At 39.1% G+C, this 18,504-nt stretch carries 19 protein-coding genes and 1 pseudogene; 7 read left to right on the forward strand and 13 right to left on the reverse strand.

Going from position 1 to position 18,504, the window contains the following annotated elements; all coding sequences use genetic code 11:
- Positions 1-4 precede the first annotated feature (4 nt).
- Positions 5-3,037, reverse strand: a complete 3,033-nt coding sequence (locus IL356_RS19830; protein WP_121848544.1) for a SusC/RagA family TonB-linked outer membrane protein — start codon at positions 3,035-3,037, stop codon at positions 5-7.
- Positions 3,038-3,804: 767 nt separating this feature from the next.
- Here IL356_RS19830 and IL356_RS19835 point away from each other — a divergent pair.
- Both IL356_RS19835 and IL356_RS19840 read left to right on the forward strand, forming a co-directional pair.
- Positions 3,805-4,167, forward strand: coding sequence for a helix-turn-helix domain-containing protein (locus IL356_RS19835; RefSeq protein WP_121848542.1), 363 nt, complete (start codon positions 3,805-3,807; stop codon positions 4,165-4,167).
- A 325-nt stretch (positions 4,168-4,492) separates the two neighbouring features.
- Positions 4,493-5,065 carry an AAA family ATPase gene (locus IL356_RS19840; protein WP_121848540.1) on the forward strand — a complete coding sequence of 191 codons (573 nt, stop codon included), beginning with the start codon at positions 4,493-4,495 and terminating at the stop codon, positions 5,063-5,065.
- Between the two features lie 4 nt (positions 5,066-5,069).
- On the opposite strand, the gene IL356_RS19845 is transcribed toward IL356_RS19840, so the two are convergent.
- From IL356_RS19845 to IL356_RS20340, 6 genes and pseudogenes are all read right to left on the reverse strand, one after another.
- Entirely contained in the window at positions 5,070-6,104 is a 1,035-nt protein-coding gene (locus IL356_RS19845; protein WP_121848539.1) for an acyl-CoA dehydrogenase family protein, read from the reverse strand.
- Complete coding sequence (pnuC, locus tag IL356_RS19850) at positions 6,091-6,690, reverse strand: nicotinamide riboside transporter PnuC (protein ID WP_121848538.1); 600 nt, start codon at positions 6,688-6,690, stop codon at positions 6,091-6,093. Before pnuC ends, IL356_RS19845 begins: the two co-directional genes overlap by 14 nt.
- Positions 6,691-6,948: 258 nt before the next feature.
- The gene (locus IL356_RS19855; RefSeq protein WP_121848537.1) at positions 6,949-8,535 is read right to left on the reverse strand and encodes a type IV secretory system conjugative DNA transfer family protein; all 1,587 of its coding nucleotides are present in this window, start codon (positions 8,533-8,535) and stop codon (positions 6,949-6,951) included.
- 5 nt (positions 8,536-8,540) lie between these two features.
- Positions 8,541-9,560: a MobB family relaxase gene (gene mobB / locus IL356_RS19860; RefSeq protein ID WP_121848536.1), complete on the reverse strand. Its 1,020-nt coding sequence runs from the start codon at positions 9,558-9,560 to the stop codon at positions 8,541-8,543.
- A 5-nt stretch (positions 9,561-9,565) separates the two neighbouring features.
- The gene (locus IL356_RS19865) at positions 9,566-10,144 is read right to left on the reverse strand and encodes a BfmA/BtgA family mobilization protein (RefSeq protein ID WP_121848535.1); all 579 of its coding nucleotides are present in this window, start codon (positions 10,142-10,144) and stop codon (positions 9,566-9,568) included.
- Between the two features lie 648 nt (positions 10,145-10,792).
- A pseudogene (locus IL356_RS20340) lies at positions 10,793-11,044 on the reverse strand (JAB domain-containing protein); the annotation flags it as partial.
- Between the two features lie 241 nt (positions 11,045-11,285).
- On the opposite strand from IL356_RS20340, the gene IL356_RS19875 reads away from it, so the two are divergent.
- From IL356_RS19875 to IL356_RS19895, 5 genes are all read left to right on the forward strand, one after another.
- Complete coding sequence (locus IL356_RS19875; protein WP_121848534.1) at positions 11,286-12,224, forward strand: alpha/beta hydrolase; 939 nt, start codon at positions 11,286-11,288, stop codon at positions 12,222-12,224.
- Positions 12,225-12,435: 211 nt separating this feature from the next.
- A complete protein-coding gene (locus tag IL356_RS19880) occupies positions 12,436-12,834 on the forward strand; it encodes a VOC family protein (RefSeq protein ID WP_121848533.1) in 399 nt (132 codons plus the stop codon).
- Positions 12,835-13,456: 622 nt separating this feature from the next.
- Entirely contained in the window at positions 13,457-13,657 is a 201-nt protein-coding gene (locus IL356_RS19885; RefSeq protein ID WP_121848532.1) for a CsbD family protein, read from the forward strand.
- 901 nt (positions 13,658-14,558) lie between these two features.
- On the forward strand, positions 14,559-14,783 hold the full coding sequence (locus IL356_RS19890) for a four-helix bundle copper-binding protein (RefSeq protein ID WP_317173297.1): 225 nt from the start codon (positions 14,559-14,561) through the stop codon (positions 14,781-14,783).
- A 199-nt stretch (positions 14,784-14,982) separates the two neighbouring features.
- The gene (locus IL356_RS19895; RefSeq protein WP_121848530.1) at positions 14,983-15,414 is read left to right on the forward strand and encodes a hypothetical protein; all 432 of its coding nucleotides are present in this window, start codon (positions 14,983-14,985) and stop codon (positions 15,412-15,414) included.
- Between the two features lie 53 nt (positions 15,415-15,467).
- On the opposite strand, the gene IL356_RS19900 is transcribed toward IL356_RS19895, so the two are convergent.
- The 6 genes from IL356_RS19900 to IL356_RS19925 form a co-directional block, all read right to left on the reverse strand.
- Positions 15,468-15,764 carry a type II toxin-antitoxin system RelE/ParE family toxin gene (locus IL356_RS19900; protein ID WP_121848529.1) on the reverse strand — a complete coding sequence of 99 codons (297 nt, stop codon included), beginning with the start codon at positions 15,762-15,764 and terminating at the stop codon, positions 15,468-15,470.
- Positions 15,761-15,985 (reverse strand): type II toxin-antitoxin system ParD family antitoxin, encoded by a 225-nt coding sequence (locus IL356_RS19905; RefSeq protein WP_121848528.1) that lies wholly within the window; start codon positions 15,983-15,985, stop codon positions 15,761-15,763. Before IL356_RS19905 ends, IL356_RS19900 begins: the two co-directional genes overlap by 4 nt.
- Positions 15,986-16,416: 431 nt before the next feature.
- Positions 16,417-17,250, reverse strand: a complete 834-nt coding sequence (locus tag IL356_RS19910; protein ID WP_162987863.1) for a hypothetical protein — start codon at positions 17,248-17,250, stop codon at positions 16,417-16,419.
- Between the two features lie 65 nt (positions 17,251-17,315).
- A complete protein-coding gene (locus IL356_RS19915) occupies positions 17,316-17,645 on the reverse strand; it encodes a hypothetical protein (RefSeq protein WP_121848526.1) in 330 nt (109 codons plus the stop codon).
- Between the two features lie 19 nt (positions 17,646-17,664).
- Entirely contained in the window at positions 17,665-18,072 is a 408-nt protein-coding gene (locus IL356_RS19920; RefSeq protein WP_121848525.1) for a hypothetical protein, read from the reverse strand.
- A 12-nt stretch (positions 18,073-18,084) separates the two neighbouring features.
- A complete protein-coding gene (locus IL356_RS19925; RefSeq protein WP_121848524.1) occupies positions 18,085-18,504 on the reverse strand; it encodes a GreA/GreB family elongation factor in 420 nt (139 codons plus the stop codon).

An 18,504-nucleotide genomic window follows, 5' to 3' on the forward strand; every position in this document is an offset into this window, starting at 1 on the left:
TTGATTAAAAACTGATTTTAAAACCTAGGGTCATCTGTCTAAGAGGTGGAAGACGGGTACTCGCGGGTTGTTCCGGATCGGGGCCATCATAGTTAGTCCAAGTCCAGAGATTTTGCCCTTGGAGGTATACTTGAAAATCCAAATCCGAATGAGCCGAGGGTACTCTATAATTGAGAGAAATATTCCTTAAACGAACGTATGACGCATCTGAAATCGCAGCATCGCTATCCCGTTGTAAAGCCCCTAAATCTTGGCCCCCCGCCAACCCCCCGGCCGACTTTTGAATGGGGGCATTATCCCCTGTTTGCGTCCATCTATCGTAGAGTGATTCAGGCGTATTTCCCTTAAACCCAGGTGTAGCAACAAATCGCAATGTATTATAGGCCATTTGTTTCTTAAATTGAAACAACATGTCCATCGACCAACTTCCAAAACTGATGGAGTTTCCTAAGCCACCATAATAAGTGGGTGCCAAGTCCTCAATCCATTGCCTGTCCTCTGTGCTAGTAATATCCGTGTCCCCATTATAATCCTCAAAAGTATATTCACCAGTTTGAGGATCGACACCAAGGGAGTGGTACAACTTAGCGATGGTTAATGGTTCGCCAACGACGTATCTATTAGAGAAGGTAGATGTTTCCAATCCCTCAAAAGACACTAATTTATTTCTAGGTACCGTCAGATTGAATGTTGTTTTCCAGTTAAGCTTATTTGATTGAATATTGATTGTTCGCAAATCAAACTCCCAACCGGTATTCTCCACTTCAGCATCAAAATTACCTGTCAACTCAGAGAAACCGGTAGTGGCCGCCAAGGGAATACCGATTAATTGATTGGATGATTTATTTTTATAATAAGAAGTATTTATAAATATCCGATCCTTCAACCAACCCAGTTCTAGTGCTACTTCCATTTTTCTATTGGCTTCCCAACCAAATAGGGGATTAAAAACCCCTGTTGGTTCCAATAGACTAATATTGTTATAGTTATTTCCAGTTACGCTGTAGGTATCCAGAAATCGATAGTCACCAATGTTATCACTACCCGTCGTACCATAGCTAGCTCTAATTTTACCGAAGCTCAAGGCAGCGTTTTCTTTGAAGAATCCCTCATTCGAAAATATCCAAGCTGCACCCAATGCCCCAAAATTGCCAAACTGCCTACCCGGTCCAAACCGTGAAGAACCGTCCCTTCTTCCAGTTAGATTAATAATATATTTATCCATAAATTCTAGATGAACCCTACCGAACAAGGCATTGTATTTGTATTCTCCATCAGTATCTGAAAATATTTCAATGGTCTCTGCCGCGGTCAGGTTATTAATCAGGCCGTCATTGGGATAACCGAGCCCTCGTTGTACCAATTGATTTGAAACTTCCTCTTGGAAGGTAGTCCCCACTAGTACATCCAACTCCCAAAGGTCCCACCCTTTTTTGTAGTTCAATTGTGGCTCCACAATCCATGATGTCCGCCTCGCATTATTTATGGTATGATTGGAATAATTTTGGGGAGTTACCCCCAAACCAGGATTTCGGGCGGAACTGGGCATCGATCGATAGGAATCTAACCGGTAATCGGAAAAGCCAATGTTGGATTGAAACTTTAAGTTGGTCGTTAATTTATAGGATACCAATGTATTAGCAAACAAGGTGTTGATTTCTGCATTGTAGGTTTCATCTAGCGATGCCAAGGGATTGTCCCAAGTATTGTTTTCCCAATTAATATTGCCTTCCTCATCATAAATTTTTGGTGCATTAGGCTCCAAAGTATAGGCCTTCGTAGAAAAATCAACTGTCGGCATGGTGTTGTTTTCATTGGTATATCCCAAAGAAAGGTTGATGCTGAATCGACGATTTTCGGACTGATGATTGACATTGCTGCGTATGTTAGCCTTTTGGTATTTGGAATCCCCTGGAAAAACGGTTGTTTCGTTCTGAAAGGAACTACTAATTAGAAATTGGGTCAGGTCATTCCCTCCGGACAATGAGAGCTTATAATTGTTGCGAAACGCTGTTCCTCCAATAAGTTCTTCTTGCCAATTGGTATAGCGTTCATTCTCCCATAATTTCACATCGGGCCAGAAAAAATCATAATTAGGGTCATTGAGTAAATCTCCATACCCGTCATTGGCAATTCCTTCTCTTCGTACTTCCAAATATTGATTGGTATTCATTAAATCTAAAAAATGCGAAACTTGGCCCATGGTGGTGCTTACATGTGCTTCAACACGAGTTTTGCCCGACTGGCCCTTTTTGGTGGTAATCAAAACCACTCCATTCGCTCCACGTGAGCCGTATATGGCAGTGGCATCTCCATCCTTGAGTACTTCAATACTTTCTATATCGTTGGGGTCAATAGCGTTTAAAGGGCTAATACTACCTCCCATAATTTGACCAGATACCCTAGATGCCCCCAGTGATTGCGAATTGAAGGGAACGCCATCCACAATAAAGAGAGGGTCACTTACTCCATTTAAAAAATTCCTTCCACGAATTTCGATGTTAAAACCCCCGCCGGGAAGCCCTGTGGTCTGTACAATATTTACGCCGGCCACATGACCCTGCATGGCAGCCAATGGATTATTCACTGGCTGCTTGTCAAAAATATTTGCTTTTACCTTGGCAATGCTACCTGTGCTTTTTTTATCCGATATGGTATAGTAACCAGCATTAAGAACCACTTCTTCCAAAGCAGTAACATCCTCTTCCATTTGTATTGAAATTTCATCCCTGCCATTGATTTGAATAATTTGAGTTTTATACCCTACCATTGAAAAAATGAGGACATCGTCCGCATTGGCTTCAATTTGGTATGTTCCATCCAAATCGGAAATGGCTCCTTTGTACTTGGATTCCACCACAATGTTCACCCCGGCAAGGGGTACTCCCGTGTATTGGGTCACGGTGCCAGTTATGGTGGCCTGTGGTGGATCCAAGATTTTACCCGCCCTAAGTAGGAAAGACAAAAAGGGCATTGATAAGATATAGAGTATCAAGAGCAAAGGTGTTTTGCCCTTTGAATTCAGAAATTTTGTCATAATTATCAGTTTGATGGATTTATGTGTTGGTTTTAGATGACCCCATAAATTTCTTCAGTACAAACTCGGTCGATATGCACAACGCAGCGTATCAACATAAGGTTGTATCTTACATGGGGCCATAAGTGTTTGGACAATAAGTCCCCTGCCCAAAACGCCTAAGCCTCTGGGTTTGGAATATTATCAAGATTCCGACTGTGAAATTGTGTTTGGGCGGTTTCCCAAAAATGTAAACGTCAGTTACGGGTGATATGAATTGAAAAACCGAACATTTGCAGCGTGCAACCCATAACTAGTGTCAAAAAGAAATCAAATGGGGTTTTTAGGCTTTTTTCTAAAGAGGATATCAAACACCGAATGGGAAGTTCCGAATACGGGACAGGCACAGGGTGTAAATCCTACATAAAAAAGTTGCCAGATCATTTCCATTTTAAAAAGTTTAGCGATGTCCGAAAGATTAACAGAAATCAGTCACAAAGAGGAAAGTTAAAACCGATACCAAAAAGGCGTGGAACTCAACTTATCGGTTTGTGGTACTGGTATACCCTGCAACAATAAGAGAGCCCACGCCCGGGTCGTGAGCCTACTGCTTATTGTCTTGTTGCATAAAAATTACCAGTTTTCAAACCAAGACTCTAAGCGAAAGCTTCCAATAAGTTCTAATAGAAGAATCGCAAATTATGTATTTATTAAGCAATATAATAAAATACTTTATTCGATACAAATTTGTATCGAATAAATGCAGCGTATTTCTCAATTTTTACTAAATGAGGAAATACAGCGATTCAGAAATAGAATTAATCAATATTCAAATTGGCTGTTTACTAAGATTGGCACGACTAAGAAAGGGGCTTTCTCAACTTGACTTAGGGCATCAGATAGACTCAAATTCAACATTAATAGGAAGAATTGAAAGAGCGGAAGGGAAAACAGGCTGGGAAAAGATATATATGTTAAGTAAGCAATTAGGGATAAACTTTAATGAGCTATTTGAATTAAAGGACAAGGAAGCTTTAATAGCAATCGTAAAAGAATCATTAAGATATGAAGATAAACTTACACAAGAGAAAAAAAAATATTATACCCTTCTAATCACCAGAATAGAATTAAAGTATAAACAACTTCCCTAACGTTCAAATTAAATTTCCCGATACTCGATATCCATCTATAAATTTGCAAAAGTCTGGTTCAACTCTTTTAAAGAGGCGATTCCTATAATTAGTATTGCAATAATTTTGACAAACGGACTTAGTAAAATTTCAATGACCAATCCATTAAAAAATCCATGATAAACGTCTTTATGCAACCGTTTTTTAACATTAGAACTATTCCCTCTACTTGATTTTTCACATTTCTCAATGTCTATTTCACAAAAGTTCGTAGTATTGCCGACCTTCAAATGAGCTTTAAATCCAATTCAATTATTACGTTTCCATAATCCCCTAATTTAAATCATTGAAATACCTTAAACCCCAAAACTCGTTATTCATCATTACGGGCGGCCCTGGTGTAGGCAAAACCACCCTTTTGGAAGAAATCAAGCGTAATGATATGATTGTTATTCCCGAGATTGCTAGGGCGCTAATCAAAGAACAACAGGATATCGACGGTGATGCCCTCCCATGGAAAAACAAGAATAATTATTTCCAAAAAATGTTCAATCGGTCCATCCAAAATTTTGAAATGGTCTGCAGTGATTTAAGAAATGATGTCCCTGTCTTTTTCGATCGTGGTTTTTTGGATGCACTATGTTATGCAGCATTGGAAGGCCTAGCTATTAGTTCAGAAATGAAATCCTATGCTGAACATTGGCGTTATAATAACCAAGTCTTCCTATTGCCTCCTTGGAAAGAAATCTATGGAACCGATACGCAAAGACACCAAGAATGGAATGAAGCCGTCTTTACTTATAACAAAATGATTCAAACCTATAGAGGGTATGGTTATGAACTATTGGAGGTTCCCAAGGCAACCCCCGTCGAAAGGGCCGATTTTGTGCTAGAACATATCCCTTATTTGATGAAATGAAACCCTACGGTTTAAAAACTTTGGTGGAGCCTCTTCTCCCCATGGGACTAAAAATATGATGTTGGGTGGCGGTAAAAAAATCCTTAAAGATTTTGTTGATCTTATGATGTTCGCTAGCGCCACGAATGCCCAAAAGTGGATATAACCTAATAATGGCCTCTGTAAGATTTTGTACGGAATAGGTAGCTTTGCGATGAATTTCTGTTATGTAAGACTCTGAAATGTTTGTATCGTTTCCTATCCAACTTTCAATGGTATCCGCATCGGAGCGCATATCTTTATAAGCCTTGGTTAGGGTAGCTTTCAGTAACTTGAGCTGCTCAAGAGAACCTAGTATGATATGAGCCTCCTCTAAAAAGTGTTCTGCCAGGCCTAAATAATTGGCCCATAATGTCAAATCGGCAAAGACAGAAAAAGGAATTTTAAAAATAGGATTGGGATGATACACTTTATTGTATACAAAACTTTGGCTCCTTTCCACATATTGGGAATGAACCTGAAAGGAATGGGTGGCCGTGGCTCGTAGTCCCATTGTATTCCAATCCTTGATAATCTCTACTTGTTCCTTTTTCAATATAAAGGATTGTATTTTGGATTGTCCATCCTCGGTTCGTAATTCCTTACCATTCTCCAGTATCTTGGCGTTTAACGTAAAGTGGGTAAGGTAGGGTGCTCCGGTAGCATATTTCCATATCCCAGATATAAGGTATCCTCCTTCCCACCTTTCGGCCGTGCCACCTATAGCTCCGCTTCCTCCAAAAACGGGTAATGGACTTCCTAAAAAAATTTCATCAGCTTTCTCCTTTTCAAGGTTACCCACGAAATAGTTCGCCCCACTGCACAAGGTAACGGTCCATCCCAGGCTACCTTCCCATTTGGCCAAAGTGCGAAGAATTTCCAATCCATCACTCAAGGATGATTGCAATCCACCGTACTCCGTTGGCACCCAAAGGTTCCAAAGATTTTTATGGGCTATCCATTGGAGCAGTTTGGGGTGCAGCTCATCACCGCCCAACCATTCTTTACTAGGCTTTTGCATAGGTATCTTTCTTTTTCAGATGTAGGATTCGCTTCCACTTGAGATATCCCGAAACAGCCACCAAGAATAAGAAGGCGGTAAGGCTGGCATACACATATAATTCCTTATACAATAAAAGGGGAATGGAAATTAGGTTACTTAGATTTAAGTATATCCAATTCTCAATTTTTCGTTTGGCCATGAGCCACATACCTGCCCAGGCAAAGGCACAGACCATCGCGTCCCAATAGGGTACATCGGAGTCTGTATGTGCTCCAAGCCAATAAGCCATTAAGATGAAGCAACCTAATACAATCCCAAGCGCAATCCCTTGCTCTTTTCCATTAGCAATCGAAATTGGCGCTTCTTCTTTATGGCTTCCCTTTTTCCAAAAAAACCACCCATAAATACTCATGACCAGATAATAGAGGTTCAATAGCACATCGGCATATAATCGCGATTGGTAATGTACCCCGATGCTGATGATAATGGCTACCATACCAAATAGATAGTTGTGAATATTATTCTGTCGGGCCAAGAGCACTTGGGCAACACCAAAAACTGTCCCAACCCATTGCCAAAAAAGTAAATGTGCTATGAATTCCATTCCTATTTTCTAGTAAATATGATTACTATGGGGTACCCAGAATGGACCATAAGCCGACTGGCCTTTTCAATTCCCTACGCCAGCATGATCTGGATCAGGTGTGAAGTAGTGCACTTCCGGGTATCATCTCAGCCCTGTACAGGACACCCCATGTTCGGTAAAGGTAGTCAAACCAAAAGTTTCAGATGAGTAGAAGCCTATTCAAACAAGCGACTTGTGATGGCATCAACAATATTATATCCAATTGTTGCTACCCATCTATTGAAACATAGACCTCACCTCTCTATGAACTTTCAGATAATGAGCATCCAAATCTTTTTCGGAAATGGCAAGCGGCTTGGGTAAACCTCGACTTATATCCGGCTTGTAAAATCGCACCAATCGATCCTTACCATCGGCAAACACCACAAATTCGCCTTGTCTTAATCTAAAGAATACCTCTGCCCTACGTTTGGAAACCTCCCGCTCCCCTTCCGTAATGCGTCTTTCCAAACTCCAACCCGAACTTTTACTCACACTCCGAGTGGGTTTTTTAACTAGTTCAAAAAAGCGTTCGTAGTATCGCGCCGTATCCGGGTCGTTCACTTTGCCGAAAAACTGGTATGAAAGATTGGATAGTATGGCCTTGCTGGCCTTTTCACCGTACATCATGTCATTTTGGACCTTATCCTGAAGGACATACATACTGACAATATTATAACTTCTTAAGGTGGCCGGAATTCGATGCATATTCAACAACCTAAGGGTTGAAGCTTCCTCTAATAACATAAATGAAGGTTGCCTGTTTCGCTGGCTCATCTGTTTGGATATGGTGTGGGCGATGGTGGCGATTACTGGGGATAAGGAAGCGTCCTTCTGTGGATTATTGACCAATGCGACCACCGACAGGTTCTTTGGATGATTGATGTCCAATGGAAGCTCGTCAGCCGAGAGTACCAAAAAGATTTTCCGCGTGCTGATTTTTTTAATAGCATTGGCCAAAGTACTCATGACCCCTGCCGTTTGCCGTTCCGACCCCACCCCGCTTAAAAAGGCATCTGCCATGGCACGGGACGTTAAGTTATCTCGCAGAAACTTAATGAGGCTTTTAGTGCCCAACTGTTGATAAAGCGCCATTACATGGGGAAGGGTACAAAAATCGGGATAATCTGTTTTTAGCCGCCAAATAAGACCACTGATCAAACCCTCAGCAGCATCCTGAAAGAACCGAGAGGTGCTGTTCTCATTAGAGCCTTGTTTCTCCATGAGATTTTCTAGAAGTACACGTGATACCTCATGAACACTTTCCTCATCGGGCAAATAACGAGGAGCAATAGGATTGACTCGGTTATATATAGGTCCGAACGATACGATCCGAAAAGGCACCTTTTGGTCGTTCCATAGGGGGCTGGCCATTTCTGTGATTTCAAAATCCTTATAGTCGTGAATAATTCCTGCGAAGCCCTCCTTTCTAAAATGTTCCAAAAAACCGTAGATAACACTTTCGGTTTTACCACTACCGGCGGAAGCCATTACGGAAACCCCTCTTCGAATGTTGTCCAGAACCAAAGTGCGCCCCCTAACCCTAAGACGGACCACAAAGAGATTTGCCGATTTTTTGGAGGATGAATGATGGTCCACCAAAGCAAAAAGAAGAACATGTATCAATAAAATAGGTAATCCTGCTAAAAACATCCACTCCAAAAAGAAAGACCATTCCTTCACTATTCCTGCGCTAATCACAAGTAGGAGCCACCCAACCATACCAAGCAGAAAACCGTATTTTAAATATCGTATCAATGCTGAGGATAATGCAATGGCACACAAAAAAGTCCCTACTATTTTCAGAGTGATGATATTATCCATAATATTTAAATTCCTATAGATCCCGATTCCAAGGCTTTCCCCATACCCTTTTTCAATTGCATAAGAGCTTTATAGGCCATTTGCTTTTGATTGGTTGGGATTAATGGCACTTTGATCCCCGCTTTGAACAATAGGTGGCGTGCTACTTGCTTTTCACTTGTAGGCAGGCCCAATAGAGCCGAAAAAAACTGTTTGGGATTCTTATCCATCAGATTTCGAGCATGGTAGGTTTCCACAAAATTCCTGCGATAGCCAAACTGTTTATCAAAGGTCTTTTCCGCTGCCCTAAAAAATTGATCTCGATCAAACCCCTGTTTGATGGTCTCTCCATGCAATTTGGTTTCCGAAGCCCTAAATCTCGCTCCTGGAGACAAGCTGTGTTTATTGTGGATGTCCATTCGGCTTACAATGATATGGATGTGGCTTTGAGGCCCCTCCTTTTTCATACCGGATACTATCCGTTGACCATTCAGTTGGTGGGGGGCATCCTTCTCCAATACATTTATTTTTGCTTGTAATTGATTCCTGTTCCCTACCGCCTCTCCTCTATCTATAGCCCTAACTCGGTGCTTTAATTCCAAAATCTGTCGTGCATGCGCCTGATTTTCCCTTACTTCCCTATCCTTATCGGAAAACGTTCGCTCTCGCTCGATTTTGGCAAAGTAGAGTATGTCCTTATGGGATACCTCGTGGTCTCTATAAAATGCGGCTGCATATGCCTTCATCATTTCTTTGGTGTAAGCCCTCAATTTTTCAGGGTCATCCCCTAAATGCTTTAGTTCCCTTTGCGATGGGCTTACAACCAGTGAATAATACTTAGGATCCTTCCTTTTCAATTTGGCCGTATTGGCATCGATTTGTGAAATAACCTGTTCCGATTCAATCCGGTCTACCCCTTGATTAAAGTAAAGCTCCTCTAATTCGGGAGCCCTATCCACATTTTCCTTTTCCAGATAATCGACCAAGTCACGAACACTGCCGCGATAGTTTCCTCCCAACTGTTGTCTTGTTATAGCAATGTACATTCGAATTAATTTTCAAGTTTTGTTCTGTATTTATCAAGGGCTTCCGGATTGATTTCTAATTTCAGGTAGTCTTTGCCAAAGCGATTACGAAACATACGTACCTGATTCAGTACGTACTTGAAATCTTCCTTGAGTTCCTGATGCTTTTCCTCCAATCGATCCAATCGAATTTTAGGCACCATGACTTCCATTTCCAAATCCGGTTCCTTGGAATTCTCCGGTTCTGATAGTTGTTTTTCGATAAAATCAAATTCGTTTTCCCATTCTTCATTCTCATTTTCCAACTCCTGTTCGAAAAGCGCTTGGATCATGCCCATGGTAGGAAGTGTTTGTTCTTTTTCGATACTTCGCAGGATGGCAATCAAGGCATTGAAGCGGCGTTTCACTAAGTATTTTAGGCTCGCTATGGTTTCCCCCAGTCGTTCTTGGGGGGACAGCCCGTTATGTTCGAAAAATTCGACCATTGCCATCAGGGTCAATGATTGGGAAGTCCCTTGCGTTTTGCAAAACCTCCTATACTTTTTAGCAATCGACTTTTTGATGCTTAGGCAGGTAAATGCTTCTTTTTCGTATCCTCTATCCATTTTTCCATTAAAAATTCATTGGTTCTATGGGGCTCGTTCCCTTTTTCCATTAATAAACGGGCATCATCACGACCCTATCATATCTGGAAACCCCTCTACCATGGGGCTTCACATAAATCTATTGTTATAGAGCATGCGTTAGCGTGCTACCCTCTTGCTTCTCCTTTTTGCGCTGCAGCCCAAAAAGAATCGCACCCTGGGAGGTAGTCCCGAGGGCTTTTAAAAAAGAATGTAAAGTCAGTGAGGCCTTTGGAAAGTCAAATCATAGCGGCCTTACTATTTATTAAGACTGGTCCTTATATAAATTTATTGACTATCTCTAAAAAATGAAAATGCAGAATCTCTTTGAATAAGTAGAATTGGCAATAAATTTTAGGATGTGCCCATGAAAGGTAAATGGGAACGGTTAGAAGAACCTATAGATATGTAAAAAAGACGAATCTAAATCGTCTTTTAATGAACCCCTACTTTGATTGGGAGTTCTGGAGATGCCTTTTAATTTATAGAACTATTTATGATCCGTATTTTGTTCATTAATGATCTGCATGACCAAATGAAAATTATTTATAAGCCATCCCTTATGGGTCTAAACCCAAAGTTTTGGCTCCTGTAAAAAAAGGGTTGGTACACATGATTTTTGGTCATCCCTTACAATATGCCCTCATCCGCAAAATTTAAATAGGTACCATCGGGTGCCATTATGATATAGTCCAACACCTTTACGTCCAATAATTGGGCAACTTTCTTTATTTTTTCCGTCAATATTCAATCCCGTTCACTAGCCTTTAGAAAATCGGATGAATGATTATGGGACAGGATACCTACGGATAAGGTTTTGAGGGTGATGGCGAATAGGATTCGGTTGTCGACCAAGGTTCCAGTAATACTTCCGTACGATAAGGAATAGACACCTTTGACCTGTTAACTTCCGTATTCCTTACAAACAGAACAAGAATGAAAACTGCCTCTTTTTGCTCAATATTTCATCGATATGCCCGTGATGTTGAGTTTCCTAAAATATTCTCACTATCCCTTTTACAGTCTAGTTTTTAAGCAGTTAAATATTAGATGAAATTAGTTTTATCCTATTAAATGTAATAATTACACTATATTTGGTTATCATCACATAAACTATTAACAAATGAACTCAACTCTAAACAATTTCACTAAAGTTATCTTATTCATTGCGTTAGTATGCAATGCTCAAAATTCAGCATCTCAAGACGGTACGATTTACCCACTTGATGCTCCCGATGAACCAAATGCAATTTTACTGGGTACTGGTGGTGTCGACGACCAACCAGCATCGGAGTCTTGGTTTCGCCAATGGGGAGACCCCATGGCCAGAAATATTACTACAGCAACACTCACGCCTTTTCTACCTGAGCCTGAAAAAGCGAACGGTACTGCCGTCATTGTAGCACCGGGAGGTGGTTTTAGATGGCTGTCGTTGGGCAACGAAGGTTGGGAGGTAGCCGAGGCTTTGGCCAAACAGGGTATTGCTGCCTTTGTTCTAAAATATAGATTGCACCCGACCCCTCAATCACTAGATGAATTTACTGCTTGGATGAATAGGCCTAGAACAGCACCTTCAGAATCGAGCAATACTGAATCTGAGACTAATAGGCCAGTTACCCCTCAAAGAGACCTATCAAATCAACTTGAAGATGCCGAAGCTGCTTATAAAATGATTCTCAAGCGCGCCAAAGAATGGGGTGTCGACACTAACCGAATTGGAATGATCGGCTTTTCTGCCGGAGCAGGGCTTACCATACATTCAACCTTGAACTCGAAAATTATGAAATTGGCTTTCATCGGACCTATATACGGTGGTATGGGAGCTGTCGAAGTACCTAAGAACGCTCCTCCAATGTTCAATGTCATAGCTTCTGACGACTTTCTTTTCAAGGGACAATTTGGTGTAATCGATTCTTGGTTCAAGGCTGGTATTCCCGTTGAATTTCACCTATACCAAAATGGCGGACACGGTTTCGGACTCGGAAACCCAAATCGCACTAGTAACCGGTGGTTTGATGCATTTGTTCATTGGTTAGATGTCAATGAATTTTTTAAAAAATAAGAAATAGGTACATCATCAATACTATCCTAAATGACTTCGATTAAAAATAGAGGGCATTATAAATGGCGTATAATAAATATAGGGTTGCCACTGTCCTATCTTTATGGTGTTCATTTTTTTAATCGCATTAATAAACTATGTTTTCAAACAAGGGACTTCTTGCGAGACTATTTATTTTGTCCAAAATTTAAAATCTAAATTATATTATAAGATGAAAATACAAGCATATTTAGCTTTTAATGGTAATTGTCAGCAGGCATTAAATTATTATGCCAATCTATTTGGTGCAGAAGTCAAGAATCGTGAGACCTATGAAGATAAAAAAATGGATGTACCCGCTTCATACCGACAAAAATTGCAACATGCAGAGTTAAGTGGGAAGAATATTCATATCATGGCTTACGATGCAGCTCCTGATACACCTATTACCCATGGCAATCAAATTCACATGGCGATAGATGTTGAGAATAGCGAAAAAGCGAAGGAGGTTTTTTCAGAATTATCTAAAGGTGGTCAGATCCATCACAACTTTATGGAACGGGAATGGGGATATTTTGGTCGGTGTACAGACCAATTTGGAATTAATTGGATGGTCAATAGCAAAATATAATTACACTACGCTCATATAAGCTTATTGACGGAAAATTTAAATCTAACCTATTTAACAAAGTTTCCGTCAATGGCTTTAACTCTAATATAATGTTGTAAAGTAATTCTACAAAGGCTTTTATATAAACAACTTTTTATATAAAAGCCTTTGCAACGCATGTATATTTACAATTGCTTCAAATTCAAAGTTGATTTTAAAACTACTCCTACCCTTATGTTATCTAAATGGCTTTATATATAATGATAGGTTCTTAAAGGTCATTTCGGAGCTGGTAGCATCCTAATTGAAATAGGCATGCAAAGAATTTAACTAATCAATTTATTCTATTTTAGATCCTAAAGCAATGTGGACAATATTAATGTAGTTCCCCACCCTATATCGCACCAGTTGGAATTATAGAATTTTGCTTTTGCCCTTTGCCTTGAATTTATGACTGTCAGATACGGTTTTCCTAGAGTATGTTCTAACCCACGGCATCGGTCACTATTTTAGGTCGCACCTCCGAGCTATCAACGACCTTAGGAGCTATGGTTTACCAAGTCAAATTCCTTAGCGTTCGAGTCAATCTGTCTTATTTTAAGCTAATAGATTTACCATATTTAAACTACTAAATAAAAATGTTATGTCAGCACCATGGAAAGATAAGGTTAAGGGCAATTGGAACATTGCGAAAGGAAAAATTAAGCAGGAATGGGGGGAGCTCACCGATGACGACCTGGACTACCAAGAAGGTAAGGAGGACGAATTGATAGGTCGTATCCAAAAAAGGACGGGCGAGAGCAAAGAAAGAGTCAACGATTTTTTGGATAACCTGAAATATTAGAATAATAATCGGTTTGCCAGGCATCCAATATTGGATGCTTGGCAATTCCTTCCATCCCAATCCCCATAAACCATGACTAGTATCGAAACTTAGGTCAACCGCTCATTATTAGTTGAAGCCGTGAGGAGACTTTGCCTCGGTACTTATATACGGCAATAACTTTCCATATTCTATCCGGAACAATTTTTGGCTTTTTCTCACTTAAACACTTCAGTTAAATTTTGGCGCATTTCCTAAAAAAACCCAATAGCACATCCACCTATTTCTCTTCCTATAATTTTACTAGCAAGTTTTGAAGGATTTTGGAGTACATATCCACATTAAGATTATCCTGCGTCTTAAACTAATTTGAATTTTGACAATGGTTATTTAAAGGGCGTTTCTTTAGTAATTAAACTTATAGAATAAATCGGAACATTGAACAATTGTCCTTGGTCCGATGAGGAAAGATACTGACGATAGCAAATCGCGGACTTGGCCTTACGAGATGGATTTAAAACAGGGCTTTATTTTAAAACATTTGAGAATAGGATTGTAACAATCCATTCCATATTCGTTTTGCTATGATAACATGATGTACTCTTAGCTTAAAATGAGTAACCGGGAAATGGTAATCCTAATTTGATATTTCGTTCTCTTTAAGAATCATTTCTTTAAAATCTTCTAAGGCTATTCTCCAAAAATTAACCTCACGTACTTCCTTGATGTAAATTACTTTGCTATAGGTTCAATATTATTGTTTTTGACGACATACGCACCAAGTTCAATTTTATAACTTCAGCGCACTTAATACAAAAATAGTAGTATGAGAAATGTAAAATTAATTCATGCATTGGGAAATTGCATTAACCATTGCAATTATTGTGCGGACGCTTGTCTAGATGAGGAAAACATCGCTATGATGAACAATTGTATTAGAATCGATAGAGTATGTGCCGAAGTTTGTAGTTCACTTGCACAAATTCTAGCTACCTCTTATACGGACGTTCAGGGTCTTGTTGATTATTGTAAGACAATTTGCGAAGCGTGTGCCGATGAATGTTCGCGCCACGACCACCAACATTGCAAAGAATGTGCTAAAGCCTGTAGGGAATGTGCATTAGCTTGTGATGAGTTTTCCAAATAGTATCATAAGAGTTTGGAATTTACTTGTTCTTGAGGATGTCGATGTAATAGTAGATAGTAATTTGTACCGCGTAATGAGCTTTTGAACATCATTATATTTGAACTTTGCATCTATAGGTAGGCACCTATTAAAGTGCAGCTATTTACTAATATTCTAAAGCAACCCTCTTCTAATTTGTACATCTAATGGAAAAACAATAATGAGAGGAATACTAATATTGCTAGTCATTGCAACTGTTTGGTCCTCTTGTTCAAGTTCCAGCGAATCGGCCCATTTTGGATTGGCAATGTATTATGAGCTCACTTCCTTGAATTCTGGGATGTCCGGGGAAATATTGGATAAAGAAGAATTAGGTTTTCGAGAGTCTATCGAATTTTTCCCCGATAGTACCTTTATCAAGCGAAGAGTATATCCAGATAGCACTTCCACTGCTTTCGGTAAATATGACTCGGTAAATTCGGGTGGAAATGATTATCTTAAGTTGTACTATTCCGATGACACTTACCTTATCCAATCCTGTGGAAATTCCTTGGTGGAACACTTGAGTATTCTAAGCGAATCAGAAATGTACAATGGCGGATACTTACTCTGTGACGGACCAGGTTATTATTATACGCGAACTAAGAAATAGCTCAATTTTGAACTTTTCAATTGCCACACTTCGACATTCTGTTAATCCTTTATTTAACTTAGAAACTTTACCAAATCTCTGCCACCATACAGGACTCTTACTATCCGGACATATCCTTTAAATTTACGATAGAAAATTACATGAGAAATGTATGGAAAACTGAAAAGGCCTTCCTTAATTTCATTTCTACTCTTTCCGATATCCGGATTGTTGCCAATTGCCAAAAAATGGTCCTTCAGACCAATCAGGTATTCGATTGCCCGAGCAGTCCCAAAGCGATATTCACCATATTCGAATATATTCTCAATGTCACTATCCGCTTCTTGCGAAAGAACATAGCCAACTTTCACCCATTCTTTTTTGAAGCGATGATTTCATCCATTGTCCGGGAGCTTTCCGGGCCATCCCAACCTTTCTCAATTTCCCTTCTAAGATCATCAATAACCTTGTCCCTATAAATACTATGTAAACGTATTGCATCACGGATAACCTCACTATTGTTCTGGTATTCACCGGTAGCGACTTGCTTGGCAATGTATTCTTCCTGTTTTTTTGTGAAACTGATATTCATAACATAAACATTACTTCCTACAAAATTACACTATTTGTCCATATTTAGCAAATATGGATATTAATTGAATCCTTTTTATGAATTTTCCCCTAAGTTACGATTTATGAATAATCAATTTTAGAAAACAAGGAAGGCTAAATTCCATTCTATTATCAAAACCTATAAATTAAAAAGGCCTTGAATAAACAAGACCTTTCTCCACAAACCAATTAACGCTAAAATTAATGGTCAGTCTTCAATTCCAAGTAATCCGTTCTCTTAAACGTTTATTATACTAACTTTCACCATTAGCCGTTTTAATTTCAAATAGACTTAGATAAGGGTTAGTTTTCGAATACAGGAGCTGGAAATAGCCAACATAGAATAACTATACACAAAATGCCAATTAGCAATAAAGCAATTTCAAATTTCTTTTTCTTCATAATATTTTTTCATACATGAAAAGTTACAATAGGGATTCTATCGATAGGTCCCAACCTATTGACAAAAGATTTGGTTACTCCAAGCCTTCGTAATACACTTGGTTTTTCATCCAAAAAACAAAGTATGCTCTTCGTATGACCTGAGCCATATTCCTTAATTTTATCTAAAGAATTTATATTTCTGATTGACACCATTGATTGAGAAATCGTGCTTAATTTTGAATGAAGTGTTTTATGATTGATTTCTTGGTGCAGACTGATTTGGCAAGGTTGACCAATTTGTAAAATTTTAAATTCAAGCTTCATGTAGCCAAATAGAAAAAGCATATAATCCAATTCCTCTTGGGGAACAGGATTCATGAAATCCGAAACAAAGACGAATTTGTTTCTTCTACTAAGACTCATAGTCTCAGGAATTACCATAATCGGGCACCTTCTAATTTTATTAAGAATCGATGAGATTTGGTGGTCATAAGCTCTGTTTGCGCTATTCATGAATAAAACAATCAAATCCATTTCAAATTCCATAACATTTCTTTGGACCGCACCGAGAATATTAGAACATTCGGTGATTGGATGAAAGGTATGTTTTACATTGGAATGCTCTAACCTGTGCTCCAGAATCACGCTTCTTAGCTTATCCTCTGAAGTCTTTCTAGGCTTTTCGAAAAAACTATCGTCCTCCTGCAAAAAGCGCAAGGTTTCAAGCCCACTCATTCGGTAACTAAATGTGTCGAGTATATAGAACTTGCAATATTGGTTTTCGAACAGATTAGAAAGGTATCCTAAAACAAACTCTATTTCCATGTTCGAATAAGTTGGCACCAAAATTCGTTTTTCCATAATACCTTTTATTTGAGTTTTCTATACTTTTTTAGTTCGTCGAAGATCAGTGTCATTGCCGTCTTCTATTCAGCCAAGATTTCCTGAAAGAGTTTCCTACTGTTCTGATAAGCCCGAAGTATACCCACGTCATAAAGCTTTTTCCCATACTCCTTTTCCTTTTTAAGATCTATCTCAAATTGATATAACTTTCTAAGCACAAGGGTGTTCTTTCTTCTAAGACCTAAAAGAGACATTGAAATTTCTGATCTATTCAACAACGTTGTTTCTATTTCCATTAAACTATCCAGTTCCCGATTTATTTGTTCTAATTGGACAGTCCACCATTTTACATCGTAATAATCTCTTTCCAAGCAAAGTTCGGCGAACCAATATTCTTTTTGAGTTGGATTCATCTATCTATAAAATCCTAGTTCAACCAACCAAACTGTCCTTAAGGCGGTTGTAGAAATCTTCCTTTAAATTCCAATATTTCTCCAAATGGTATACATAACTTTTTCGGTACATTTCATGCTCCCTAATGAAAGCCATGTCGCAATGAAGATTATCACACTCGGATATTATTGACCTGTTATTACTGTACCCATTTAAAGCTTTCAGTATATTTTCGTTCTCTACCTCCTTTTTCTCAAATTTTTTGCCTACCTCAATAAAGCTTGACTTTTCTTTAAATTGTTGCACACAGATTTCAATAATTTTCGAGAGCTCTTTACGAATAAAATGTAGATTGGCAATCCAAGCTTTCAATTCCATTGAGTTGATTTTATGAATCAATTCTGTATCGCTCTCATACTGATATAAGTCTAAACCTTCACCTCTCATATTTTACTTTTGTTACAAAGGAAGGTCTAGAACCTTCGGAAGCGGTTGTTTCTTCACTTCACTAATGAAAATTTTTTTGGTGCCCCCTGGAAACTCCCATTCTACGGTACTACCTTCCGGATAGCCGAATAGTGCAGCACCGATCGGGGTAAGAACCGAAATCTTACCGAGTTCGAAATTTCTTTCCGAAGGTATGACCAATTGAATTTTTCGCTGCCAGCCATCAGAAGATTCGATCGTTACGAGACTATTGAACCTAATGACTCCCCTAGGCATATCCAATTCGTCCACTATAAGGGCCAATTGTAGTTCCGAGGATAATTTTTCCAAGGATTTTTTTACGGAATTGTCATTTGAGTATCCAGATAGGTTCAACAACCTTTTAAGAAACACATATTCCCTTTTTTCAACTATTAGATTGTTACTGTTCAT

The organism is Euzebyella marina (assembly GCF_014855515.1).
Classification (GTDB): domain Bacteria; phylum Bacteroidota; class Bacteroidia; order Flavobacteriales; family Flavobacteriaceae; genus Euzebyella; species Euzebyella marina.

What these genes read in the sequence shown, in the direction of transcription:
- IL356_RS19830 (WP_121848544.1), bottom strand. Translation starts at nt 3,037, where the DNA reads ATGACAAAATTTCTGAATTCAAAGGGCAAAACACCTTTGCTCTTGATA.
- IL356_RS19835 (WP_121848542.1), top strand. Translation starts at nt 3,805, where the DNA reads ATGAGGAAATACAGCGATTCAGAAATAGAATTAATCAATATTCAAATT.
- IL356_RS19845 (WP_121848539.1), bottom strand. Translation starts at nt 6,104, where the DNA reads ATGCAAAAGCCTAGTAAAGAATGGTTGGGCGGTGATGAGCTGCACCCC.
- pnuC (WP_121848538.1), bottom strand. Translation starts at nt 6,690, where the DNA reads ATGGAATTCATAGCACATTTACTTTTTTGGCAATGGGTTGGGACAGTT.
- IL356_RS19855 (WP_121848537.1), bottom strand. Translation starts at nt 8,535, where the DNA reads ATGGATAATATCATCACTCTGAAAATAGTAGGGACTTTTTTGTGTGCC.
- mobB (WP_121848536.1), bottom strand. Translation starts at nt 9,560, where the DNA reads ATGTACATTGCTATAACAAGACAACAGTTGGGAGGAAACTATCGCGGC.
- IL356_RS19865 (WP_121848535.1), bottom strand. Translation starts at nt 10,144, where the DNA reads ATGGATAGAGGATACGAAAAAGAAGCATTTACCTGCCTAAGCATCAAA.
- IL356_RS19875 (WP_121848534.1), top strand. Translation starts at nt 11,286, where the DNA reads ATGAACTCAACTCTAAACAATTTCACTAAAGTTATCTTATTCATTGCG.
- IL356_RS19880 (WP_121848533.1), top strand. Translation starts at nt 12,436, where the DNA reads ATGAAAATACAAGCATATTTAGCTTTTAATGGTAATTGTCAGCAGGCA.
- IL356_RS19885 (WP_121848532.1), top strand. Translation starts at nt 13,457, where the DNA reads ATGTCAGCACCATGGAAAGATAAGGTTAAGGGCAATTGGAACATTGCG.
- IL356_RS19890 (WP_317173297.1), top strand. Translation starts at nt 14,559, where the DNA reads ATGAACAATTGTATTAGAATCGATAGAGTATGTGCCGAAGTTTGTAGT.
- IL356_RS19895 (WP_121848530.1), top strand. Translation starts at nt 14,983, where the DNA reads ATGAGAGGAATACTAATATTGCTAGTCATTGCAACTGTTTGGTCCTCT.
- IL356_RS19905 (WP_121848528.1), bottom strand. Translation starts at nt 15,985, where the DNA reads ATGAATATCAGTTTCACAAAAAAACAGGAAGAATACATTGCCAAGCAA.
- IL356_RS19910 (WP_162987863.1), bottom strand. Translation starts at nt 17,250, where the DNA reads ATGGAAAAACGAATTTTGGTGCCAACTTATTCGAACATGGAAATAGAG.
- IL356_RS19915 (WP_121848526.1), bottom strand. Translation starts at nt 17,645, where the DNA reads ATGAATCCAACTCAAAAAGAATATTGGTTCGCCGAACTTTGCTTGGAA.
- IL356_RS19920 (WP_121848525.1), bottom strand. Translation starts at nt 18,072, where the DNA reads ATGAGAGGTGAAGGTTTAGACTTATATCAGTATGAGAGCGATACAGAA.
- IL356_RS19925 (WP_121848524.1), bottom strand. Translation starts at nt 18,504, where the DNA reads ATGAACAGTAACAATCTAATAGTTGAAAAAAGGGAATATGTGTTTCTT.